This window comes from Acinetobacter sp. RW6, from assembly GCF_041956835.1.
GTDB lineage: Bacteria > Pseudomonadota > Gammaproteobacteria > Pseudomonadales > Moraxellaceae > Acinetobacter > Acinetobacter calcoaceticus.
The window spans coordinates 2320376-2344969 of record NZ_CP167121.1; the positions used below are offsets into that span (position 1 = coordinate 2320376).

At 38.2% G+C, this 24594-nt stretch carries 24 protein-coding genes and 1 other RNA gene; 11 read left to right on the top strand and 14 right to left on the bottom strand.

Annotation, left to right across the window (positions count from 1 at the left end):
- Window positions 1-5: 5 nt before the first annotated feature.
- A complete protein-coding gene (locus tag ACB088_RS11005; protein ID WP_375036973.1) occupies window positions 6-3218 on the bottom strand; it encodes a LysM peptidoglycan-binding domain-containing protein in 3213 nt (1070 codons plus the stop codon).
- A 232-nt stretch (window positions 3219-3450) separates the two neighbouring features.
- Between ACB088_RS11005 and dnaQ the strand changes: the two genes are divergently transcribed.
- The 3 genes from dnaQ (at window position 3451) to nudC (ending at window position 7345) form a co-directional block, all read left to right on the top strand.
- The gene (gene dnaQ, locus ACB088_RS11010; RefSeq protein WP_375036974.1) at window positions 3451-4827 is read left to right on the top strand and encodes a DNA polymerase III subunit epsilon; all 1377 of its coding nucleotides are present in this window, start codon (window positions 3451-3453) and stop codon (window positions 4825-4827) included.
- A gap of 131 nt (window positions 4828-4958) precedes the next feature.
- Window positions 4959-6602: a chemotaxis protein gene (locus ACB088_RS11015; RefSeq protein ID WP_375036975.1), complete on the top strand. Its 1644-nt coding sequence runs from the start codon at window positions 4959-4961 to the stop codon at window positions 6600-6602.
- Window positions 6602-7345, top strand: a complete 744-nt coding sequence (gene nudC, locus ACB088_RS11020) for an NAD(+) diphosphatase (RefSeq protein ID WP_004641863.1) — start codon at window positions 6602-6604, stop codon at window positions 7343-7345. The genes ACB088_RS11015 and nudC overlap by 1 nt, the downstream gene beginning before the upstream one ends.
- Window positions 7346-7373: 28 nt before the next feature.
- Here the strand turns inward: nudC and ACB088_RS11025 are convergent, their stop codons facing one another.
- The 3 genes from ACB088_RS11025 to ACB088_RS11035 all read right to left on the bottom strand — a co-directional run bounded on the left by ACB088_RS11025 (window position 7374) and on the right by ACB088_RS11035 (window position 9427).
- Window positions 7374-8237, bottom strand: coding sequence for an alpha/beta hydrolase (locus tag ACB088_RS11025; RefSeq protein WP_092707513.1), 864 nt, complete (start codon window positions 8235-8237; stop codon window positions 7374-7376).
- A 3-nt stretch (window positions 8238-8240) separates the two neighbouring features.
- On the bottom strand, window positions 8241-8948 hold the full coding sequence (locus ACB088_RS11030) for a BON domain-containing protein (protein ID WP_003652832.1): 708 nt from the start codon (window positions 8946-8948) through the stop codon (window positions 8241-8243).
- A 77-nt stretch (window positions 8949-9025) separates the two neighbouring features.
- Window positions 9026-9427 (bottom strand): YraN family protein, encoded by a 402-nt coding sequence (locus ACB088_RS11035; RefSeq protein WP_005042129.1) that lies wholly within the window; start codon window positions 9425-9427, stop codon window positions 9026-9028.
- Window positions 9428-9636: 209 nt separating this feature from the next.
- On the opposite strand from ACB088_RS11035, the gene rsmI reads away from it, so the two are divergent.
- Complete coding sequence (gene rsmI, locus ACB088_RS11040) at window positions 9637-10473, top strand: 16S rRNA (cytidine(1402)-2'-O)-methyltransferase (protein ID WP_092707515.1); 837 nt, start codon at window positions 9637-9639, stop codon at window positions 10471-10473.
- A 131-nt stretch (window positions 10474-10604) separates the two neighbouring features.
- Here rsmI and ACB088_RS11045 read toward each other — a convergent pair whose 3' ends face one another.
- Entirely contained in the window at window positions 10605-11495 is an 891-nt protein-coding gene (locus ACB088_RS11045) for a LysR family transcriptional regulator ArgP (protein ID WP_375036976.1), read from the bottom strand.
- A 105-nt stretch (window positions 11496-11600) separates the two neighbouring features.
- Between ACB088_RS11045 and ACB088_RS11050 the strand changes: the two genes are divergently transcribed.
- Window positions 11601-12203, top strand: coding sequence for a LysE/ArgO family amino acid transporter (locus tag ACB088_RS11050; protein WP_133746547.1), 603 nt, complete (start codon window positions 11601-11603; stop codon window positions 12201-12203).
- 57 nt (window positions 12204-12260) lie between these two features.
- Here ACB088_RS11050 and ACB088_RS11055 read toward each other — a convergent pair whose 3' ends face one another.
- Window positions 12261-12902 (bottom strand): cation transporter, encoded by a 642-nt coding sequence (locus ACB088_RS11055; RefSeq protein WP_004641857.1) that lies wholly within the window; start codon window positions 12900-12902, stop codon window positions 12261-12263.
- A gap of 65 nt (window positions 12903-12967) precedes the next feature.
- Between ACB088_RS11055 and ACB088_RS11060 the strand changes: the two genes are divergently transcribed.
- Window positions 12968-13369, top strand: a complete 402-nt coding sequence (locus ACB088_RS11060; protein ID WP_375036977.1) for a MerR family transcriptional regulator — start codon at window positions 12968-12970, stop codon at window positions 13367-13369.
- Between the two features lie 60 nt (window positions 13370-13429).
- On the opposite strand, the gene ACB088_RS11065 is transcribed toward ACB088_RS11060, so the two are convergent.
- From ACB088_RS11065 to ACB088_RS11085, 5 genes are all read right to left on the bottom strand, one after another.
- Window positions 13430-13681, bottom strand: a complete 252-nt coding sequence (locus tag ACB088_RS11065) for a hypothetical protein (RefSeq protein WP_003652849.1) — start codon at window positions 13679-13681, stop codon at window positions 13430-13432.
- A gap of 206 nt (window positions 13682-13887) precedes the next feature.
- The gene (locus ACB088_RS11070; RefSeq protein WP_375036978.1) at window positions 13888-15120 is read right to left on the bottom strand and encodes an FAD-dependent monooxygenase; all 1233 of its coding nucleotides are present in this window, start codon (window positions 15118-15120) and stop codon (window positions 13888-13890) included.
- Complete coding sequence (gene ubiH / locus ACB088_RS11075) at window positions 15117-16325, bottom strand: 2-octaprenyl-6-methoxyphenyl hydroxylase (RefSeq protein ID WP_375036979.1); 1209 nt, start codon at window positions 16323-16325, stop codon at window positions 15117-15119. Before ubiH ends, ACB088_RS11070 begins: the two co-directional genes overlap by 4 nt.
- Window positions 16326-16356: 31 nt before the next feature.
- On the bottom strand, window positions 16357-17676 hold the full coding sequence (gene pepP / locus ACB088_RS11080; RefSeq protein WP_375036980.1) for a Xaa-Pro aminopeptidase: 1320 nt from the start codon (window positions 17674-17676) through the stop codon (window positions 16357-16359).
- A 67-nt stretch (window positions 17677-17743) separates the two neighbouring features.
- On the bottom strand, window positions 17744-18373 hold the full coding sequence (locus tag ACB088_RS11085; protein WP_005042155.1) for a UPF0149 family protein: 630 nt from the start codon (window positions 18371-18373) through the stop codon (window positions 17744-17746).
- Window positions 18374-18437: 64 nt separating this feature from the next.
- Between ACB088_RS11085 and ACB088_RS11090 the strand changes: the two genes are divergently transcribed.
- The 3 genes from ACB088_RS11090 (at window position 18438) to ssrS (ending at window position 19652) form a co-directional block, all read left to right on the top strand.
- Window positions 18438-18998 carry a hypothetical protein gene (locus ACB088_RS11090; protein ID WP_042898254.1) on the top strand — a complete coding sequence of 187 codons (561 nt, stop codon included), beginning with the start codon at window positions 18438-18440 and terminating at the stop codon, window positions 18996-18998.
- A complete protein-coding gene (locus ACB088_RS11095) occupies window positions 18995-19279 on the top strand; it encodes a cell division protein ZapA (protein WP_003652859.1) in 285 nt (94 codons plus the stop codon). Before ACB088_RS11090 ends, ACB088_RS11095 begins: the two co-directional genes overlap by 4 nt.
- 189 nt (window positions 19280-19468) lie before the next feature.
- Window positions 19469-19652, top strand: a non-coding RNA gene (gene ssrS / locus ACB088_RS11100) — 6S RNA.
- A 125-nt stretch (window positions 19653-19777) separates the two neighbouring features.
- Here ssrS and ACB088_RS11105 read toward each other — a convergent pair.
- From ACB088_RS11105 to ACB088_RS11115, 3 genes are all read right to left on the bottom strand, one after another.
- Window positions 19778-20098 carry a hypothetical protein gene (locus ACB088_RS11105; RefSeq protein ID WP_375036981.1) on the bottom strand — a complete coding sequence of 107 codons (321 nt, stop codon included), beginning with the start codon at window positions 20096-20098 and terminating at the stop codon, window positions 19778-19780.
- Between the two features lie 92 nt (window positions 20099-20190).
- Window positions 20191-20304, bottom strand: coding sequence for a hypothetical protein (locus ACB088_RS11110; RefSeq protein ID WP_004641844.1), 114 nt, complete (start codon window positions 20302-20304; stop codon window positions 20191-20193).
- Between the two features lie 114 nt (window positions 20305-20418).
- Window positions 20419-20763 (bottom strand): hypothetical protein, encoded by a 345-nt coding sequence (locus ACB088_RS11115; RefSeq protein WP_375036982.1) that lies wholly within the window; start codon window positions 20761-20763, stop codon window positions 20419-20421.
- Between the two features lie 222 nt (window positions 20764-20985).
- Between ACB088_RS11115 and ACB088_RS11120 the strand changes: the two genes are divergently transcribed.
- Entirely contained in the window at window positions 20986-21570 is a 585-nt protein-coding gene (locus ACB088_RS11120; RefSeq protein WP_375036983.1) for a 5-formyltetrahydrofolate cyclo-ligase, read from the top strand.
- 458 nt (window positions 21571-22028) lie between these two features.
- The gene (gene lon / locus ACB088_RS11125; RefSeq protein WP_045434518.1) at window positions 22029-24458 is read left to right on the top strand and encodes an endopeptidase La; all 2430 of its coding nucleotides are present in this window, start codon (window positions 22029-22031) and stop codon (window positions 24456-24458) included.
- Window positions 24459-24594 lie beyond the last annotated feature (136 nt).

Here is a 24594-nt window from a genome sequence, read left to right on the forward strand (position 1 = left end):
TTATTTTATAAATTAGGCACTTTAATGACATCGCCAATGCGAAGCTGAGTCGAAGGTGTCAAATTATTCAGCTCAGCCAAGAAATTGGTTTCTAAACCATATTTGCTTGCAAGGCCAATTAATGTATCGCCACGCTTCACTTTGTATTCCACAACAGTTTTTGGAATCACAATATTTTGACCGCGCTGTAAATTAGCACTCGCTTTTAATGCATTCATTTCAGCAAGTTCACGCACTGAAATACCTGCACGACTCGCAATACTATTTAAAGACTCACCAGATTTAACAGTATATCTTTCAGTGTTTTTACCAGCCGCAACTGTTTTAGTTGAAGACTTGGTATCAACTTTAGCTGTTTCTACTGTAGGCACATCACCTGTCAGCTTTAAACGTTGCCCTACACGAACGCTACTGGTACGTGAAAGACCATTCAATGCAGCAAGATAATCCAACTGTAAGTGGTAACGGTTAGCAATATTACCTAAGCTATCACCAGATTTAACTGTGTAGTTCTCAGGTGTTTCTTCTTTAGTATTTTTAGAAGGCTTACTTTGTGCTTCTTCAACACTACCTGTGAGTTTTAAACGTTGACCAGCACGTAAACCAGCACTACGAGACAAACCATTTAAGTCAGCCAAATAGCCTGTTTGCAGGTTATATTTACTAGCAATAGCATTTAGGCTATCCCCAGACTGTACAACATATTGTTCAGGCACACTTAGACCAGCTGGTACTTTTAAAGTTTGCCCAAGCTGTACATGACTATTCGCTTTTAAGTTATTTAACTCAGCTAATTCAGCTAGGCTAATTTTTGATTTAGTTGCAATACTCGATAAAGTATCACCACGCTGTACTTTATAGCCTTCTGTTTTATAAGAAACACTTAGCGTCGCTTTCTCAGATTTACTAGAAGTTTTAGTTTCAGCAACTTCATCTACCGAAATATCTTGTGTAGGCACATTAATTTTTTGGCCTACCATCAAGTTACTGCCCGCAGTTAAACCAGGCGTTAATTCAGCAAGCTCTTGATTAGAGAGCGCATAACGGTCTGCAATCAATTTAAGATATTCGCCGCGTTTGACGGTATAGCTCTTAGTTGCAATACGTCGTGCATTTGCTTGAACTACTTTTGGTTCTGCTTTAGCAGTTGAGCGGCTATTCTTCGGCTCTTTTAACTGTAGTTTTTGCCCAACAAACAAACCATCAGTTACTGATAAATCGTTATATTCGGCTAATTGCTTTACTGACAAATTAAACTGGTTAGCAACACCGCTTAAGCTATCGTTGGCCTGAACCACATACACATCTGGTTTAGCCGTACTTTTTGAAGTACTTTGAGTTTCTTGTAGTTTCGCATCATAAAGATAAAGACTAGTTCCTACAAACAAAGTCTTTTCTGGATCAATCTGGTTCCACTTAGCAACATCACGCCAGTTCACACCATTCTTCATGGCAATAACTGCTAAAGTATCGCCTGGTTGAATTGTATAAGTACTACGCTTACCTTTAGGCTGTACAACTACGACATCAGTATCAGTTCTGATATAAGGTTTATCTTTATTACGTTGCCCATCTTCAGAGTTAGCTACAGTCGCGTCTTCAGCTAAAGTTTTTGGATAAGCAAAACCTCTACTTACCTCTTTACCTTGTTGCTCTGCAACTGACTGGCTCGTCTGAATTGCGGTTAACCTAATTTTGCCATCATAAGGATCGACAATTTCAGTTCCTTGCGGCGCAATTGCTTTTAATTCAGCAACGACTTGATCTTTCTCAGCTTGAGTTGCTTGAGGTTGTAAAGCTTGATCTACAGTTTCTTTTGCACCTTCAGCGCGAACAGCAGCTAAAATCTTTTCACGTTCAGAAGCCGAAATTGGTGGCTCCATCTTAACAGGCTGTTTAATGTTAGCTGCATTCGTCACAGCTACAGGAATACGCGGCGCACTAGGTACATCTGCCGATGCTGCAAATGCAGCTAACGCATCTGAACCACGTGGTGTAGATTTTGAAGCAGTTGAAGTATTCTTCACTGGTGAAGAAGGTTTAACTGGCTGAACTTGTGTTGTTGGTGTTGTTCTTGTTGTCACTGTAGTAGAAGGACTAACAGTTGTCGGTGTAGACGGTGAAGTTGCATTTGCCCACCAACCTGAGCTACCACCCGTTTTTTTCCCTTTTAATTTATTATCAATTGAAGGACTTAAATCAGCTGGAATCAAAATACGCATTGGACTCGCAGGGTCTACTGCTTCACCACGATATCCTGGGTTCAATGCATAAAGTTCTGCACGGCTTAATCCTGCTGTAGAAGCAATTTCATTTAACGTTAAAGGTGCTGATAAAGTCACTTCACGGAAATGGGGTCTATTTGCAATAGGTGGTAGTTCTACGCCATAAGCCTTTGGATTTTTAATAATTTGAGCAACAGCTAAGAAACGTGGAACATAGTTCATTGTTTCTTGAGGTAATTTTAATGACCAATAGTCAGTTGGTAAACCCGCAGCTTGGTTGCGGTTAATCGCCTGTTGAATACGTCCCGGGCCAGCATTATAGGCCGCCAAAGCAAGTTCCCAAGAACCAAATTGATTATAGAGGCTGCCTAAAAATTCATAAGCTGCGCGAGTCGACTCAACGACATCTCGACGCCCATCATACATACCTGTTTGCTTTAAGCCATAAATACGACCAGTACTTGGAATAAACTGCCATAGCCCTGCTGCTGCTGCACTACTTGTTGCAGCTGGGTCATAAGAACTTTCAATTACCGGTAATAATGCGAGTTCTGTCGGTAATCCACGGCGTTCTGCTTCTTTCACAGTATGGTACAAATAACGGCTGGCACGAGCACTTAAACGATCAAGGTAAGGCTGACGAGAAATAAACCAACTACGCTGAGCTTCAATACGTGAATCCCAGTGATTCAAGTCCATTTTGAAACCAACGGACATACGCTTCCAGACATCACCATGCTTCAAAATAAGCAGACGATCACCTTCTACAGCGCGCATATCGGTTGCTGAAAGTAAGTCTTCCAAAGAGTCAAGACTACTTGCATCTAAATAACCTGCACCACTCACCTGTTTAGATTTAGAGGTTTTTGCAGATTGCGGAGTCGATGAACAGCCTGTTGTAATACCCAACGCAGCTAAAGCAGAGCTAAGTACGGTAATTTTGAACAATGATGCCGCAGATGGCTGCCACACAAATGTGGTTGGTTTATACATAAAAACTTCCAAACAACTCGCGTAATATTTTTTGGGGTCTGGCCACAAACCCTAGGTCTTCGATGCCATTGTATTAAAGCGTGCAAGATAGACAAGGCAATAATTTGATGTCATTTGCATGGAAATGTTACAAGAAATTAAAAAAACCTTGCTTTGTAACGATGGAACCGAACTTTTTGCGTATACAATACACCATATTCAGTTCTTTTTCTTTTAGTTTAGGTTTCGATTTATGTCTCAAACAATCACACTGTATGTTGATGGTGCATGTCGTGGCAATCCGGGTTTAGGTGGTTGGGGCGCATATGTCATTACCGAGCAGGGTGAACATAAATTATTTGGCGGTGAACCGGATACAACCAATAACCGCATGGAGCTCACTGCTGCTATTGAAGGTGTTTCATTTTGCCCAACCGATGCTCATTTAATTATCTGGACAGATTCAAATTATGTGAAGCAAGGGATTACTGAATGGATTCATGGCTGGAAAAAGAAAAACTGGAAGGATGTAAAAAATCCTGACCTTTGGCAAAAATTAGATGCTGTCTGTGCCGGTCGAAATATTGAATGGCATTGGATTAAAGGCCATGCTGGACATGCAGGCAACGAAATGGCCGATGAGCTTGCAAATATCGGAGCTGATCAAACTGCCCTGCAAAAAAAAACAGTTCAAGCGACTGCCCTGCAAGATATAAAAAAGCCTGAACAAGATTGGTTGCTTGATGACCCTTTTGGGTTTGATATGGCAGAAGTAACCGAAGAAGATAATATTGATCTTGAACAGCCCGAAGAAGTTGAGATGATTATTGTGGAAGAAGAAGTTATTGAAGTTGAAGTTGCTGAGCCAGAAAGTAAGCAGCCAATCAATAACATTCACCCTCAAGTTGTTGTGACTGAAGCCAAATTACAATTACAAGGGCCTCGACAACTGATTCTTGATACAGAAACCACTGGTTTCTATTTCCAAGATGGTGATCGCATTATTGAAGTCGGCGCCATTGAAATGATTAACCGAAAACTCACCGGTAGCTCGATTCATATTTATATTAACCCGCAAAAACCAGTGGGCGACTCAGAAAATATCCATGGTATCAGTGATAATTTCTTAAAAGATAAACCGCTCTATGCAGATATTGCCGATACGCTCTTTGATTATCTAAAAGGCGCAGAGATTATTGCCCACAACGCGACCTTCGATATGAACTTCCTTGATATGGAGTTTAGACGCGCAGGCCTTCCTGCGCTTTCTGAAGTATGTGAGGTAACAGATACTTTAGCTTTAGCAAAAAGCAAACATCCAGGACAAAAAAACTCGCTTGATGCCCTCGTAAGACGTTATGAAATTCCAGCACGTGACCGTACTTTCCACGGTGCATTACTCGATGCTGAAATTCTTTCAGATGTTTACCTAGCAATGACAGGTGGACAGGTTTCTTTTGATATAGATGCCTTATCTCAAAGTGAAAATAGCCTGAACACAGCAAATAAAACCAGAGTTCAAATTGAACTACCAGTTATTCTTCCTTCCGAAGAAGAGCTAAATACACATGAGACTTGGGTCAAAGAATTTGAGAAAAAGCATGGAGAACCTTGCCTTTTTGCAAAATAAATTTTTGATTCTTTAGCGTTTTTAGCTTTTCCCCTTTGTAAGTTAAGTTATATTAGTCACATAGATTTTTAGCTCAAATTACCGAGCACTACGAATATAACAATTGATTTTTTTTGCAAAGGGGAACGTTTATGTCTGAGCATACTTCGATTCATTTCGATCCAACAGCTTTACTCATCATTAAACATGAAATTGATCGTTCAATAAAACTGGTTGAAGGCGCAGTAAGTACTTTAATTGAAGAACAAACACTCCCTTTCGGTATTGATGATGCATTAGAACAATTTAAGCAATGCACTCAAGTCCTCCGCTTAATTGATATCCCCTATCTTGCAAAAATCACTCAATATTCAACTGAGCTGATGCAAAAAATTATTGCGAAACCAACGCAAATTAATACCAATGATGTGGTTGCACTTAGTGAAGGCACGACCATGGTAAAACGGTATATTGAGTTTATCTGTTTGCGTGAATTACAAGTACCTCAGTTTCTTCTTAATACATTAAACAATTTAGAATTAGCTTTAAATAAACCACTGACATCTTCTGGACAAGCGATTGCTCCTTTACTTGCAAATACTGCGCTTGAACTCCCATTACCAGAAGTATTGATTAATGAAAAAACTCAGTTTATCCATCAACTCTATAAGCTATCTCTACATCAATTTTTAAACAAGACAGAAGCTAATCATAATTTTCAAGCTTTTAAACTTATTGGGACCTATTTGGTCAGCATGGCAAACCATCAGCCAAGCCAACAATATTGGCAACTCGTAAATTATGCTTTCGGCCATATTGATAACCTGCTTTTAAATGATTCACGCCTACGTGTACTCATTAATATTGAAAGTTATATTGGTCAGTTCTTAACAAGTCCTGAAACTTTTAAGCCTGATTTGGCTGCACTTGCAGATATTTTAAGTATAGTTATCGCTCAAGAAGATGAGGTTGCTCACCATATTCGCAACCAACTCCATATCGGTGAAGAAATACCTACAGACACTCAATTGCTCGTTTTAAGCCGTCATCTTTATGGGCCTGACTTTGACACTATGCACACAGTCAGCCAATTAATATTGAGCGAAATGAACAAAGTGCGTAATGATATCGAATATAACTATCAAAATATGTCGACTGAAAAAGCACAGCAATTACAAACGAGTCTTTTGCAATTAGCCTATACATTTAAACTGCTTAATCTTGATGAAGCTGCATCTGAACTCTCTCAACAGGCAAATAGTTTAAGTCAGCTCAATATACTAAGTAATGAAAACTATGCTCAGCAGCTTATGGACAGCATTTTGTCTGCCATGAACTCAATTGGTATTTTGGTACGCCAATATACGTCTAGTCGTTTACAGCTTAATGTGAATAATACAAATATTTCTTTAGATCGTCTTGATGAGGCACATCAAGCCTTACTCACCGAGACAAAAAATTTAATTGATTTTATTTGTCAGAGCCTTACGTTATATGCAAATGATCAGACACAAAATATTGAAGCAATTGCAGGTTCATTAAAAGAGCTAGCAGGTGCGGCCGAATTTCTAGGAAGCACAATTCAACAAGAGGCTTTACTCCAAACTGCTCAATTTGTTCAACAACAACTTGAACAAAACCAACCTTTTAATACAGACCAAATTCACTGTATTTTTAATGTATTAGCAGGCCTTGACATGTTGGTTGACAATTTAAAAAATAAACAACCTGTTCTACAATCCATGTTTAATGTAGCATTGTCGAGTAGTCAACAACTTCAAAAAAAGGCAGCTTAATGTCTGAATTATCACTTGCTTATATTTTCCATCATCAACAATTACTGGTTGATCAAAACCTTCAACTACCCAAAGTCGAAAAGTTAGCAAGTGATTTACTTTTCACTCATGATGAGCAGGTCATTGCACGTGACTTGCTTGCTGAGGAAGCTATACCTGAAGGCTTACAACTGGTTCCAATTCGCCAACTCATTACAAGTTGGTCGAAAGAACAGTTTTTGCAAGCGAGCCGTGCTGTACAGTTACTTGAATGGCGACGCAATCATAAGTTTTGTAGTCACTGCGGACACCCAACCGAAGTTCATCCAACTGAATATGCAATGGTGTGTCCTTCTTGTCGTTATCACCAATATCCTCGTGTAAACCCGTGCATTATTACCGTCATTACTCGAGGTGATGATGAAATCTTGCTGGCAAAGTCTGTCCACAATAAAACCAATATGTATGGTTTGATTGCAGGTTTTGTTGAAGTTGGTGAAACTCTTGAAGAAGCGGTACAACGTGAAGCTTTTGAAGAAGTAGGCCTAAGACTCAAAAATGTTCAATATATGTCAAGTCAGCCTTGGCCTTTCCCGAGTAACCTTATGGTTGCGTTTAGAGCAGAATATGAGTCTGGTGAAATTAAGCTGCAAGAAGAAGAAATTGCAGATGCACAATTTTTCAAGATTGATCAATTACCTGAAATTCCATTTAAAGGTAGTATTGCTCATTCAATGATTATGCAGATTACCCAAGCTGGGTAATCTGTTGTGTTTTAAACGATATTCTCGTTTAAAACACTTCTTCAAGAAAATGTAAAATAGTTCTTTTAGTCCTAAAATAATGACTAATAAAACTAGAGAGACTGGCCAAAATTGTAATATGTCCAGTTTTAGGAATCACGGCGATATGGCTGTGATTACCCTTCTCTCTAAGCGCTTGATCCATATCTAAAGTATTGTGTTTTTTTACAATCTGATCGTTTTCAGCCATTAAAAGGTAATGTTTAATATTATTTTGATTAACGAAATAATATGGCATGACTTCTTTATAAGAGGTGCTTTGATCAAAAGCATCTTCGGCCAGTGGATCACCTTTATAGTCAAAATGATATGGGCCAGCTAAACCGATTATTGCCTTAATTTTCCCTAAACACTCAATTTTAGTTGAATCCGGGTGATAAACAGCAGACATCACATTAAATGCCCCTGCCGAATGCCCCATAAGTACAATATTTTCTGTAGAAATTTCCAGTTTCCCTTGGTTTTGATGCAAATAATTCAATGCTTGAGTCAGGTCATCAACAAAACTTGGGAAAATATTTTTAGGTGCTAACTGGTAGTTAATAACAGCAACATCATAACCTTCTTTGGCAAATGTCTCACCAATAAAAAGATAATCTCGTTTATTACCATGCTGCCAAGCCCCACCATGCACAAAAACAATGAGAGGTTGATGAGTTAGCTTTTTAACAGATCGGTAAACATCCAAACGGTGGCGAGGCTTTAGGCCATAACGAATATTTGGAACCTGTTCAAAACCATCTTTTGGCGTAAAACGGTTTAAAGCAAAACTCCCCAAATCATACAGGCGGAACTCTTTATAGAGAGTTCGCGCCTGTTCAATTTTGCTTTGTAGTTGTTCAATCAGATTCATATATTACTGTGCAGTCGAAGCAGGATCTGTTTGGTCAGGATCAATTGCAACAGGTGTTTGAACTGTTGGTTGAGCAATGACGTTATTAATAATCGGTGTAGTTGTTGCACTACCCGTACTTGCGGCTGGTGCAGGCGCCAAATCAACGTTATCAATTAAAGTAACAATTTTGGTAACGTTACCGACGTTTTGTAAGACGCTATTTAAATCATTAATTTCAGCTGTATTTAAACGTCCCATTACATAAAGTACGCCGTCTTCGGTATGTACCAAAACCTTACTATCTGAAACCACAGGTGCCTTCATTAAAAGAGCACGTGTATTTGCTGTTACACCTGCATCTTGCATGATGGTGTTGTAGCTAACTTTGTTACCCACCGTAATATAGTTATGTACGGCTTTCACATCACTCATGGCTTTAAGATTGTCTTCTGCCAATTGTTTCAAGTACGGGTCTGGCACTTGGCCAGTTAATAAAACTGTACTATGGAAGCTTTCAATATTAATACGTGACTGCTTGAAACGTTGATCAAGTTTATAAATGTTGATATTGGCTGTACGTTTAATTGAAGAGTCAATGAATACTTGGCCCAAACTGCGGACACCGCTATCTGTGCCCACTGGAGCTGTGCCTGTTCCACCAGAAATAAAACTTGCGCAACCTGATAAACTTGCGACACAAAGCATTGTTACAGCAATACGTTTTAACACTCCACCAGACTCCTATCAATTTCTTGGCTTGATCATAAAGCATCAGACTTAAATTTGCTCAAAAGAGTAATGAACTCTTAATCCAAAGTAAATGCATTTTCGATCCATTGCAGATCATAATGGAATTTTGAAAAGTCTTGCTGTACTGTTTTTGCAATTTTCTGTGGAAAATCAAAACAAATCACATCAAAACGACAATAAAAATCCTGATAAGATGGATAGCGCTGTAAAAAACGCATCGCAGTTTTGATAATTTTCTTCTGTTTTGTCCACGTTACCATTTCACAAGCTTGCCCATAATTTCCTATAGTGCGTGCTTTTACTTCAACAAAAACTAACTCTTGCCCTCTTTTGACGATTAAATCAACTTCGCCACGGCGTGAATGGTAATTACTTGTGACCCACACATAGTTTTGTGCTTGTAAAAGGTTTAACGCAGTTTGCTCTGCCCATTTCCCCAACTGCTGTGCTAATAACATTTTTATTCCCCCAAATTAAAAAGTAGCTCTAGATATTTTTATGCGTCAGTTATTTTCTTAAATTCATCTGCCATATCAGATCTGAATTGAACAAATGAAAATCAGATCATTTTCGAAAAGCTCAAGCTGGCAGACATTGTTCACGCCCAAATCATAATTTCGGGTAAACTACCCCATTAAAATTGTTTATCTGTACGGAGTAAAACCAAATGAGTGCTCAGTTATTTGTTGTAGCCACCCCAATCGGGCACTTAGATGATATGACTTTCCGTGCAATTGATATTTTAAAATCAGTTTCTATTGTAGCTGCCGAAGATACTCGCCAATCAGCACAATTATTTAAACACTATAATATATCGACTCAACTTACTGCATGTCATGACCACAATGAAAGCAATAAAATTGAGCAATTAGTTCAAAAACTACTTGCTGGCGATAGCGTTGCTTTAATTAGTGATGCAGGTACACCGCTCATTAGTGACCCCGGCTTTAAATTAGTTCGTGCTGCTCAAGAGCATGGTATTAGAGTGGTTCCTGTGCCGGGTGCATGTGCTGCCATCGCTGCTTTAAGTGCTGTAGGTTTACCGAGTGACCGTTTTAGCTTTGAAGGTTTCCTTCCATCTCGAGCTTCACAACGTATTTCTCAATTAGAAAAACTTAAAAACGAAACACAGACCTTAATTTTCTATGAAGCACCTCATCGTATTTTAGAGTCTGTTAAAGATATGGCTCAGGTATTTGGTGAAGACCGTCCTGTAGGGTTTGCACGTGAAATTACTAAAACCTTTGAAACCATCAAAAAAATGACCTTAAAAGATTTGGTCAGCTTCATTGAAAATGACCATAACCAAGAAAAAGGTGAAATTGTAGTAGTTGTAGGTGGCGCCGCTGCAAAAACAGATCTAGAGCAAGAAAAACTAGACGAGCTTTTAAAGCGTTTACTTCAAGATTTATCTGTTAAAGCAGCATCTCAACTTGCTGCCGATTTAACAGGAATTAAGAAGAAAGTCGCTTATCAACGTGCGTTAGAGTTAACACAATCGTAATTTTTTAATTAAGCATGGTGATGACGAATAGTCTGTGTCATCACCATGCTTGAATTTTGCATAATAGTATTAAAGATAAAAATAACTTCAAAATCAGAATAAACTTTATGGCTTTTAAAAGTACCTAAACTCTATCTCAATATGTGTTTCGCTGACTCCACAATGGTCTCCGTCAAAACATCTAACTGTTTAGACTGTCTTTTCCAATGATGCCAATATAATGGAATGTCGAGCTCAGCTTCGGGTATAACATCCACTAAAGTTCCATTGGTTAACAAAGATTGCACCTGTAGTTCTGGAACCATGCCATATCCTAAACCCAATTGAATCGCTTTCACAAAGGCATCTGTTGCGGGAATAAAACTATAGGGATAACTTTGCAAAGACAAGCCATAATATTTTAGTAATACCTCTGAATGCATAAGGTCTTTATGGTTAAAAATTACAGCTGGTGCATTTCTTAAAGTTTCTCGGGTTACGCCATGTTTAAACCAATCAGCAGCAAATTCAGCTGAAGCCAACATTTTATAACGCATTTTTCCGAGTGGTTGAGCTAAACAGCCTGACATGACCTGCTCTTCTGCCGAAATACAGGCGTTGACTTGTCCTGTTTCTAATAAAGTATGCGTGTGAGATTGATCATCAATTTTTAGTTCTAATACTATTTTTTCTTTAAAAAGCGTTTGTTGAATGCTAGGTAGTAACCAAGTTGCTAATGAGTCTGCATTTGAAGCAAGAGCAATTTTGTAGAACTCTGATTCAGATGATTTACCTATCAAACCTTGTAATAAGTTTTGCTCCATTAATCGTGTATGACGTAAATGCTGTAGTAGCGTTTGCCCAGCTTGTGTGAGTACACATGGGCGCCCACGTATAATTAAAATTTGGCCTAAATACTTTTCTAAAGCCTGCACGCGTAAGGATACTGCCGAGGGAGTAATATATAAATACTCTCCTGCCGCATCAAAACTTCCCACTTCTGCTACTGCAAGAAAGGCTTCACATTGTTTGCTATCTAACATATCAAACCTAAATTTTTTTTAGCCAAACCTAAATATTCTTAATTTTACTTATTTCTTAAGAAAAAGTCAGATAATTCCCCCAACTGATTTTTTCACCTTACTGTTATGTTCTCTCTTAGTATATTTTTTAAAGGTTTCGGTATTGGTAGCGGGCTTATTGTAGCAATTGGCGCTCAAAATGCTTTTGTTTTAAAACAAGGCCTTAAACAGCAATATGTATTTTGGTTATGTTTAATCTGTGCGCTGTCCGACTCGATTCTAATCGCTTTTGGTGTATTAGGTTTTGCCGAAATTATGACAGCATCACCAATTTTAATTACGGTCGCTAAATATTTAGGAGCAACGTTTTTATTCGTCTACGGTGCGAAAGCATTCTATGCGGCATTTAAGACCACCCAGAGTATGGAACTTGATAGCAGCCAGAAACAGACTTTAACGCAAGCCCTAGTGACCTGTCTTGCCTTTACTTGGCTTAACCCACATGTCTATTTAGATACCATCGTTCTGATTGGTTCAGTTGCAACCCAACTAGAAGACAAAGTTAGTTTTGCTTTGGGCAGCATTGTTGCCTCTTGGATTTTCTTTTTCAGTTTGGGCTATGGCGCAAGATTATTAAAACCATTATTTATCAATCCAAAAGCTTGGAAAATTTTAGATTTCATTATAGGTATTGTCATGTGGAGTATCGCAATATCACTACTCATCTAATTCATTTAAAACAGCAAAAAGTACCATGTTTAAATGGTACTTTTTATGTGCTTAAAATTATGCTTGAGAACCCAACACCAGCTTTGACTGTTTTCTTTCTTGCTGTGATTGCTTTATAACAGCATAACCAGAAGATACACCTAAGTAAGCAATTACAAAGGCAACAAATAAATCGGGAAATACGCTGCCTGTTCCAAATACCCCAACCGCCGCTAAAATTACAGCAACATTGGCAATAGAATCGTTTCTACTACATAACCAGACAGAACGCATATTAGCATCTCCATCGCGGAACGCATAAAGCATCAGAGCGACTGAAACATTCGCAATTAAAGCCATCACGCCAATTGCGCCCATTACCATAGGTTCAGGTGGAACACCATGGAAATATGACCACACCACTTTTCCAATGACAAAAACGCCAAAAGCTGTCATCGTTATTCCTTTCATTAATGCTGCTGTTGCACGCCAATATAAGCTCATCGAAAGAACAACTAACGATAACGCATAGTTTGCTGCATCTCCGGCAAAATCTAATGCATCTGCCCATAGTGAAACTGATTGAGCTTTGTAACCACCCAAGATTTCCACTACGAACATCAATGCATTAATGATAAGTGCAATCCATAGTGCTTTTCTAAACCGTGGACTCACTTTCTTTGAAGGAGAACAAGTTGAAGCACAACCACATCCAGCCATTTTATTTCCTCTAAAACTCTTTTATAGTCATTAAAAACCCTTGAGTAGCTCCAGAGTCAAGCCTTATGAATCTTTCTATTGGTCAATTATCAAAAAAAGCGGATGTTCCAATTGATACGATCCGTTATTACGAAAAAGTAGGTGTACTTGATCGTATCCAACGTTCAGAAAATAACTATCGTGTTTACACCGAGCAAACACTTGGCGACCTATTGTTTATTAAGCATTGCCGTGAATTAGATATTTCACTCAGTGATATTAAAACGTTAAAAGAAATGAAAACTCAGCCTAAACAGGCATGTACGAAAATTGATAATTTAGTAGATAAATACTTAAATGAAGTATCAGAAAAAATTGAACGATTATTGCTTCTAAAAGAATCTTTAATTGATTTAAAACAGCACTGCTCTACCAATCGAACGGTAGATGAATGTGGGATTTTAAAAGAACTGCAAAGCTCTTCTTAAACCTGTTTTGATAAATTCATACAAATAAAAAAGCACCACTCATGTGATGCTTTTTTAAGATTAATGGTCGCTATGTTCATCAGGAGGAACTTCGGTAATTCTCCCACCCCGAGCTAAAAATGCAGCGATTTCATCTTCCAGCGCTTGGCGCTGTTTCTGTTTAGCAGTGACAGTCAGCGTTTCTGCCTCCGCAAGATCAGTATCACTCATACTGCCTGCTTCTTCATCAGCTGCACCGCTTTCTGCTGCTTTCGCTTCATCTTCATCTACAGCAGAATCTTCTGCATCTTCATAATCATTGATATCTGACATTTCACACTCCCCAGAATGATTTTATTGCATCATTGCTATGGTCCCAAGACCTCAGAAATTTAGCAACCTCTTTGCATTTAGCAAAGAGCCAATTTGGTCAATTCCGTATCTTTTATGACCAAGTTGGTAATGATATATAAATGATTGTTCAAAAAATATCTACTGGCATTTAATTCGCTTAGTAGAGTATAGGCCCAGTAAATATTTTAATGCCTATAGCGGGTACTTTGTAAAGCCCCTAAACCATTTGCTTGTTGCATAAATTTATCTTTTAAAACCGGAATCTGCTCAACTTGCTTAAGGCCCATATTACGAGCCCACACTATAGGGAATAATTCACTACTTTCAAGCCAACCAATTGCCGACATGCTATGCATCATGGCGTCATTCTGACCTTTACGGCGATGCTCATAACGCATTAAAGTTTGTTCATGTGCCCATACACCACGGCTTAAATCGTGAAGCAACACGTCACACAGTATTGCTGCATCAAGACAGCCAATATTTACCCCTTGTCCAGCAAGTGGATGAATCACATGTGCAGCATCACCAATCAAAGCTAAGCCTGCTTTTACGTATTGTTTTGCAGCACGAGCTTTGAGTGGAAACTGTGCTCTGGAACGAACTTCTAACACCTCACCCAACATATGTTGGCTTTCTTGAGTTAAAAGCTGCATAAACGCAGTATCGTTTAAAGCTGAATATTCATCGGCATAATCATCTGGTAATGTCCAGACAATTGATTGCCAGTATCCGTTTTCAGTTTCTTCAAGACTTGCCATAGGTAAATATGCCAAAGGTCCTGTAGGTAAGAAAATTTGACGGGCAACAAAATGATGAGGTTTTGCAGTTCTAATGGCACAGCTAATCGCTGCTTGTTTGTAATCCAGTACATCGAGGTCAATAAAAGCCTGTTCACGTACGAACGAATTCGCGCCATCTGCACCAATAAGCAGTTTAGTTTTAAGCGTAGTACCATCTGCCAATTGAATATGCCAACATCCAACACCCTGCTCAATACGAGTAACACGAACTTGGGTACGGTAATCTGTTAATTGCTCCAACATTTTTTGTTGAATGGCAACATTTAATACACTCGGTTCAACCATAGAACCTAACGCTTGTTCCGGCATCGGTCTTTGTATGGACTCATGGCCAAAATTAATTTCACCATAACCATTAAGATTCCAGACCTGCATGCCCGTATAAGGCATTTGACGCGCAAGATCATCCCAAACATTTACAGTTTTAAGCAAATGAATGGTCGCTTGGCTAAGCGCTAAAACACGTGGATTCATCACACTTAATGTTTTCTCAACATCAAGTACAGGAGCCGCATCAAGCACTGTGGGTTGTACGCCACCTTGCGCAAGTAATAAAGCAGTTAAACCACCAACCAATCCACCACCAACAATGACGACATCCAACACTTCACTCATGCTTTTAACCCCATTGCATAGTTAGCCACCAACGGTTTTACACCCGGAATAACATCAAATGCAATTAATCCCGTATTACGAATTAATTTTAATAATGGATTTTGGTTACTAAAACCACGAACGACAGTATCACAGAACTTAATCACCCGCTGCTGATCTGATAAACGAGCTTGTTCATAGGCAAGTAAATTATCAGGGTTACCCAGATCATCAGAAGTGCTTAACTGGTTCACTAAATAACGCACCAAAACATATGCATCACGTAGGCATAAATTAAAACCCTGTCCTGCAACTGGATGAATTGTATGCGCTGCATTACCCATTAAAATAACGCGACCAACAGCTTGTTTATGTGCAAGCACTTGTGAAAGTGGATAGCTAAAACGTTTACCCGTTTTTTCAAATTTACCCGCTCGGTCACCATAGGTTTGTTGCAAGGCACTTAAGAAGTGTTGGTCATTTTCTTCGCCTAGCCATTCATTTTCAGTGCCTTTTTTCACAGGCCATACAACCGAACGGCGGTACTCACCAGGTAAAGGCAATAAAGCTAAAGGACCTAATGCACTGAAGCGTTCAAAGCCAACATGCTCATGCGGTTTCGATGTCTGAACCGTGGTGACAATTGCAACCTGATCATAATCATGGACATCCACACCCACGCCAATTGCCTGACGACAAAAAGAATCACGTCCATCAGCCGCAATTAATAATTTTGACTCAAGTTTTAAGGTTTCCTCACCACGCTGAGCTTCAATATGTACTTGTTCAGCATCTTGAGTTAAAGCTGTCACTTGTACGCCATCAATTAGCTCAATCAAAGGTTGCTGACGCACTTGAGTTAACAGAACACGACCAAGCCAAGCATTTTCAATCACCTGCCCAAAGCTTTCGACTTTTTCTTGTTCTGCGATTAAACGTGCTTTACCAAAACTGCCTTGCTCAGTAATGTGGACTTGTAAAATTGGAGTAGCATGTTGCTGTAATGCATCCCACAACCCTAGCTTTTGATAAATTTGCACACTACGACGTGATAAAGCCGTATTACGTGCATCAAAACTAGAATGGTAAGGGGCAACATTTTGATCATCATAGTTTGGGTATGTCACAGCTTCTAATAGCTTTACCGCAATATTGGCCTTCGCTAGCATGAGTGAAAGGCTCAAACCAACCATACCCCCACCTACAATAATCACTTGTTGTTGCATCGAGTTTTGCTCCTTTGGCGAATACGTTTAATTATGCTTTAGCTTGCGCCATTAAATGTTCAATATCTGCAATATCTTTAACCACATTAGCAGTTAAAACTCGTGGCCCTTTCGACGTTGCGACCACATCATCTTCGATACGAATACCAATACCACGCCATTTTTCATCTACAGTTTCATCATCTGGCGCAATGTATAAACCAGGTTCAACTGTAACAACCATACCCTCTTCATATTGACGCCAGTCTTCACCTTTTTTGTAAGATCCGACATCATGTACATCCATGCCTAGCCAATGACCTGTGCCATGCATATAAAACTGACGGTACGCTTCGGTTTCGATGAGTTGATTAACATCACCTTTGAGCAAACCTAAATTAACCAAGCCTTCAGTTAAAATTTTGACTGCAACTTCATGAGGTTCACGGTAAGAATTGCCAATACGAACTGCATCAATAGCTGCGTATTGAGAAGCCAATACAACTTCATATAAGGCTTTCTGTTCAGCACTAAATTTGCCATTTACTGGGAAAGTACGGGTAATATCCGATGCATAAAACTCATATTCACAAGCTGCATCAATCAAGACTAAATCACCATCTTTTAATGGCTTATTATTTTCAACATAGTGCAAAATACAAGCATTAGCACCACCACCAACAATACTGTTATAAGACGGGACACAGCCGTTTTGTCCAAAAATATAATTCAGCTCAGCTTCAAGTGCATATTCCATCATCCCCGGACGTACCATTTGCATCGCACGTGTATGTGCCTCGGCACTAATTTTTGCAGCAATTTGCATCAGCTCAATTTCTTGTGGTGACTTAACTAAACGCATTTCATCAATAACACGGTCAAGCTGTACCATTTGAGCTGGAGCACTCTCATGTCGGTGCTCGTCATCTGTTTTTTTAATCCACTGGCTAACCCGTGCATCAAACTCAGCATTGTGCCCAATCCGATAATAAAGACGCTCTTTATTTAATAATTTTTCAATAATCTCTTCATCAAGCAGATCAATTGCATATGCTTCATCTGCATCATAGTCTTCAATTGCACCATCAACACCTGCACGGTAACCATTCCAGATTTCCATCTCGCGATTACGTTCACGGCAAAAAAGACTATAGCTATATTCTTCATCCTCGAAGGTTTCAATGACAGCAACTGCCTCAGGCTCAGCAAAGCCAGTCAAATAGAAAAAACTACTATCGGCACGGAATTTATAGTCCGCATCACGATTACGGTACATTTCCTCACGCGTTGCAATAATTGCAATACTGTTTGGACCCATTTTTTCTGCCAGACAGTCTCTACGATGTCGAAAATCAGCTTGAGGCAATTTCATAATGATCTACTTGATTTAGAATTTTAAAGTCAAAAAATAAAATACAACCAATAACACATCGCCTCAATTAGCTTGGGCGATGTGGAGTAAACATTTCTACAATAGTTTGTTCTGTGTCTACAGCAGCAGATTTAATTTTTGCATGAAAGTTTTTCAATAAAGAACTGTCAGCTACAGTGATTTTTTTTCTACCAATAGACAAGCTTACAGGTATTAAGCGTACAAATTCATACAATTCTTCGTAGCTGCTTTCACCTTCCTCATCATTGTCAGAGTCTTCAAATTCGACCGCTGCAATATCTTGAAGGTTCTCAATCAACTCTCGTTCATCATCACGAATATGACCCGATGCCAGCCCAAAACCTAATACAACACCCGCACACCAATCTGATAATGCTTGTACACGTTCTTGAAGCGTATGTTCATCATCAGGAAGCATTGGTAAATAATCTAATTCATCATCAGATATAGCGTGAACGACATCTTCTGCTTCATCAGTTAAAAGTGCTAAAGCATCTTCACTTAACTCTGGCACATTAAGGGTTGTTAAAATTTGTGACCATTCTTCACGCGTTGGCGCTTCTGTCACACAAACAATACCTGTTAACAGACCATGTAACTCACTAGGGCTTGAAATTTCTTCAATTCCTTCAAAATGAGCGTTCCAATCTGTCCAGCCTGAAATATCGTCTTGCATTCGTTTATCCAATCTCTATACTTTGTATATATTACCTTTGATTGCAATTCTGTGCGACCTCGTTATGTTAGAACAATTACAGCGGCTACAAGCGCATATTAGCGTATTAAAAACACGCTTACATCATTTAGAGAGTGAACATGCGGCACTCTCAGAAGCTAATGAACTGGCTGAAACAGAGCATCACGCACAAGTTGTGCAAAAAAATAGTATTATCACTAAAAAACAAGAGGAAATTGAGTCTGTAACTGAGCAACTATCTCAGTTAAAAGGTCAATTTCAACAATTGAATCAGGATGCTAACACACTTGCTGAACGTTATAGCCGATTAGAAAAAAGTACGACTGATTTAAAAAATCGTTTTCAAGAAATTCTTGCCGAACGAAATGAATTACGTGTTGCAAAAGAAAAGTTACAAGCCCACCAGCGTCAAACCCAACAAGAGCTTCATGATTTACAACAAGATCGTGATCGTTTGTTACAAAAAAATGAGCTTGCCAAATCAAAAGTTGAAGCCATTATTCAACGTTTAGGAATTTTAGGTACTGCCCAAGATCAACATGCTCAAGAAATTCAGCAGCTTGCCCATCCTAATGCTGAAACTGGTGAGGAGACCCAATCATGAGTGAACAAGTCATGGTAGAGCTTAGGCTGATTGAGCAGACCTTTAGACTCGCGACTACTTTAGATAAAAAAGATGAACTTGAACGTGCAGCAGAACTTCTCAATGAAAAATTTAATGAGATGCGTCGTAGTGCTCCACGTGTTGAGCACAATAAACTGGTCATTATGGTTGCTCTACAATTGACTCAAGAAGTACTAAGCCTTAATAAGTCTTTGCAAGAATACACTCACTGTGAACGTTTACTGCAAACGATATTGGATGATGTTGAACAAATTGTTTAATAAACTATCCATATAAAAAACGCCTTGCTCTATGAATAATAGATGCAAGGCGTTTTTTATTTAGACTATTAGGACAATTGAAAATTATTTTATGCTTGTTAGTGTACAAAGCTTCATCAAACGCAAACTAAGTTTACAGTTCCAGAGGTTTAGGTGATTGCCAACATGGTCAGATCGGTTATACTTAAGCTGTCTCTGGGATGTTCGCCAGCGGGTCTATTCCCCTGCCGATACTTAAACTTATGGATGTGTTCTGTATATTTAGAGTGTATGCCTACCTTCGTGTAGGAAACCCAGCAAGTATACGTCGCCTCCACCTTGAACTCATCGGGTTCAGGGTAACGACACATGCAGCGGCATCTTCGGAGCATTTAGTTTTAACTTTAAGAAAAATTCAAAATATTTATTTTAATTTAACCTTTCATACAGACCTGTCAGTCTAAAATTCCTTTTTAAACATTAAATTACGCTATTAATTTACCCTACACCTCTACCATATTATTTTTCATTTCTATTAAGACACTCTTCATACCAAGCTGTTTGAAAATCTTCTATTGCTTTTCTTTTAAAGAAACTGGTTTTGAATACTTTGGCAGAGTAAGCCGAATTAATTAAATCCTGATAAAGTTGTTTTGCTTTAGGATCTTCTAGACCATTCGCTATCTGTTGCAAGTCTTGAGATGGAACTTTTTGTTGACGTGCCTCCATGACAGTATAAGCAACTTTTTTCACTACATTACAAATCTCGGGATCACTTACGTTTTCGTCCGCATGACAACCTAACGCTAAAAAACTAAGAAGAAACAATGTAAACTTCATGACCCTACCTTATTTTTATAGTTTAAAATGAATAACAGAATTTAATTATTAAAAAAGAAATAGCAGATTTCTTACTATTTCTTTTTAAAAGATCACGCTGGATTAATCACGTAAAAATAAACAATAAGCCCAGCTAAAACGGTTGAAGCAATTGTTAAGTATGTACCGACCGTATTAAAACTCTGTAAGAATTTCAAGATTTCCATATCTAGAACCCCCTAAATTAGCAACTATAAAGACAAAATGAAATTTATCACAATTCAATAATGCCAATCAATTCACACTTATCGGATTTTTTGAGATTTTAAACATGAATTAATTTATTGGTTACACCTAATGGTAAAGGCATCTTTGTAGTAATCAGTTGCACTCTTCAGATCTGACAATAATTTTTCTTCGGTATAAGGTTTAGGTGAAATTTTAATTAATGCAGGCATATATTGGGTCTTATAAACTTCAGGATAATCATGGCACAAGATTTTGACTTTAACTTCTTGTGGCGTATTCGGATTATCTAGTTGATCTAAAAACTCTCCAATTTTACGGTCAGACTCTTCGAATTGAGCTTTATAGTCCACTTCAGCAGCTTCAGGTTCTGTTTGTTTTGTACACCCGCCTAGCATCAATACGGCGCTTATTGTAATGGTTAAAATTTTTAACTTCATAGGCTTAACAATTTCACATTCATCTTTTTAAATATTCTTATCTCATTAAATGTAAATAAATACTGGTAATACGTAAAGAAATAGAATTTTTTATCGCTAAAGAAGATACCTCGCATCAAATAAATTTAAAGTTCTTTTCTAATTACTCTTCTATTTTCATAAAGCTATAAAAAATAGGTATAATTTTGCTCGACTGACCTCAAATCTTTGTTAGATTTACACATGAATGAACTTAGTTTTATTAGAAAAAATTTAAGATCTAAAAGACGCTCTTTAACCCCATTGGAGCAAAAACAAGCTCAGCTTAATGTTCTCCATCATTTAAATACGCTTGCTATTTTTCACTCATCAAAAAAAATTGGTTTATATTTACATGCCTTTGGAGAGGTTCATACAGACCTTCTCATAAAGTTATGTTTTCAAAAAAATAAACAAGTTTATTTACCTATGATTTGCTCTATGAATCAACGTTTAGTTTGGGTAAAGATATCTAGAAACCAATATTTAAATCGACGTTTTTCTCATCATCCATTGGGTATGAAAGAACCTATGGCAACAAGAGGAAAACATGTATCTAAACTTGATTTACTGTTAATGCCACTTTTAGCTTGTGATCAATACGGTACGCGTATTGGTATGGGAGGTGGCTATTATGACCGTACATTGGCAAGTGCAAAACATAAGCCTTATCGTTTAGGTGTGGCCCATCAATTTCAATTTATTAAGCATACTTTAAAACGTCAAAGTTGGGATCAACCATTAGATGCTTTGCTCACCCCTCAACATATTTATTATTTTAAAAGATAATTTTTATATAAAAAATTTAAATTCAACAACTTAAAATCAATCTTTACTTTTCATGCCTCTAAAATCATAAAAGTAACCATCCTAAGGATGGTTACTTTTAAGTGACAGACCGCTTTACCAATTTATATTAACACGCCTATTTAGTGTTCAACATCGAATAAGTTTTGCATTATTGTTAACAATACATTGCTTATAAATGGCATAAGAAACTGGTTACTTTCCATCCAAATGGTTTTTTTGTTATATGAATATTTCATAATTATTAAGCTAAATTACTTATCCTTGCTACAAAATTTTATTCTTCTTAAGAATTAATTCATTGATTCATAATATTTTTAAAAAAAGTTGACTAAATTAGTCATTTTTTCCACATTTTCTATTGAAAGGCCCTTGTAATTTTCAAAATACACATCACTATAAAAACATGGCAACCTCGTTGTCACTCATTAGGAGTGCCCATGTCTGAACTTATTATGAATGAAAAAACTGACTTAGAGCCTCAGGTTCCAAGTGTATTACCACTTTTAGCGTTACGTGATGTAGTGGTCTATCCACACATGCAAATTGCGTTATTCGTGGGTCGTGAAAAATCGATCAATGCAGTTGATGTGGCTCGTAACAGTGACAATTTAGTATTTGTAGTTGCGCAAAAAGATTCGCTTACAGAAGATATTGATCACGATAACCTTTATCAGTACGGAACTGTCGCTAAGATTGTTCAGGTCGTAAATCATGAAAATGATGAAAACTGCATCAAAGTACTGATTGAAGGGTTACAGCGCTCTAAGCTTGAAAAAATTATCGATGAAGATAGCCATTTGACTGCTGAACATAGCTTAAGTCCAATGACAATTAACGTAGATAAAGCTACTCAAGAAACTCGTTTACAAGAGTTACGTACTTTATTTGCTCAATATGCTGAAGCAAAATTACGTAATGCACGTGAACTGGTTGCAGCTGCTAATAAAATTGAAGACTTGCTACAGCTTATGTTCTTCGTGGCAACACGTGTGCCTCTAAATATTGAAATTAAACAGAAGTTTTTAGAGCACGATGAGTTTGAAGCACATTTGCAAGAGCTTATGAGCTACTTGGTTAATCAATCTGCAGAACAGCAAATTGAACAAACTTTGCATGACAGCGTAAAACGCCAAATGGAAAAAAACCAACGTGAATACTTTCTAAATGAAAAAATGAAAGTCATTCAACGTGAACTTTCTGACATGAATGGCGGCGCTGAAGATGACGTTGCTGAAATAGAAAAGCGTCTTGCTGAAGCTGATTTACCTGAACACGTACGTAAAAAAGCTGAAGCTGAGTTCCGTAAGCTTAAAGCAATGCAACCAGCATCTAGTGAAGCGGCTGTTGTACGTAACTATCTAGAAGTAATTTTAGATACGCCGTGGAATAAAGCGAGCAAAGTGAGTATTAACCTTGCGAAAGCTCAAGAGATTCTTGATACAGATCATTACGGCTTAGATGACGTTAAAGATCGTATTGTTGAATACTTGGCTGTTCAGTCTCGTGTTAAAAAACTCAAAGGTCCGATTCTATGTTTAGTAGGCCCTCCTGGTGTAGGTAAAACTTCACTTGGTGAGTCAGTAGCGAAAGCAACAGGTCGTGAGTTTGTTCGTATGGCGCTTGGTGGCGTACGTGACGAAGCTGAGATTCGTGGTCACCGTCGTACTTATATTGGTGCGATGCCAGGTAAAATCGTACAGTCTTTAACAAAAGTTGGCGTGAAGAACCCATTGTTCTTACTCGACGAAATTGACAAGATGGCACAAGACTACCGTGGTGATCCAGCTTCTGCATTGCTTGAAGTATTAGATCCATCACAAAATAGTAAGTTCAACGATCACTATTTAGATCTGGATCTTGACCTGTCTGAAGTGATGTTTATCTGTACTGCAAACAGCATGAACATTCCAGAAGCATTGCTTGACCGTATGGAAGTTATTCGTCTACCGGGTTATACCGAAGATGAAAAAGTGAACATTGCTGAACGCTACCTTGTTCCAAAAGCAATTAAGAACAATGGTCTACGTGCAAAAGAGTTAACAATTCATGAAGAAGCGATTCGTGACATTGTTCAACGCTACACACGTGAAGCTGGTGTTCGTAGTTTAGAACGTGAAGTGTCTAAAATTGCGCGTAAAGTGGTAAAAGAAGCCGTAAGTAAAAAGTCTAAAAACTTACAGCTTGATATTACCTCTGCTAATCTTCCAGAATACTTAGGTCCACACAAGTTTGACTTTGGTATTGCAGAAGATGAAGCGCAAGTAGGCCGCGTAAATGGTCTAGCTTGGACATCTGTAGGTGGTGAGTTACTTACCATTGAAGTTGCAGCTGTAAAAGGTAAAGGTAAATTCATTACCACTGGTTCACTCGGTGATGTCATGAAAGAGTCTATTACCACAGCAATGACTTTAGTACGTACGCGTGCCGATGAGCTAGGTATTGAGGCTTCTCGTTTTGAAGAAACTGATGTACACGTTCACTTACCAGAAGGTGCAACACCAAAAGATGGTCCATCTGCTGGTTTAGCATTAACCACTGCCCTTGTATCAGCATTTACAGGTATCGCGATTCGTCCAGATATCGCAATGACTGGTGAAACAAGTTTAGGCGGTCGTGCAATGCGTATTGGTGGCTTAAAAGAAAAACTTCTTGCAGCACACCGCGGTGGAATCAAACTTGTATTTATTCCACAAGATAATGTTCGTGATTTGGCAGAAATTCCAGCCAATGTTAAAGAAGGTTTAGAAATCAAAGCTGTAAAAAGTATTGATGACATCTTACCTTTAGCATTAGTTTCGATGCCAAAGCCTTTACCAAAAACACCGATTGTAAAACCGGTGGAAGGTTCAAAAGCAGCACGTCACTAATTAAAATGTGAAAAAAGAGAGCTTCGGCTCTCTTTTTTTTGTTACACAATTTGATTGAAAAATATCCAACCATCCTCATAATAGGTATTAAGAGTATTTAATTAAATTAAGTGCCCTTCGTTATCTATTATTTTAT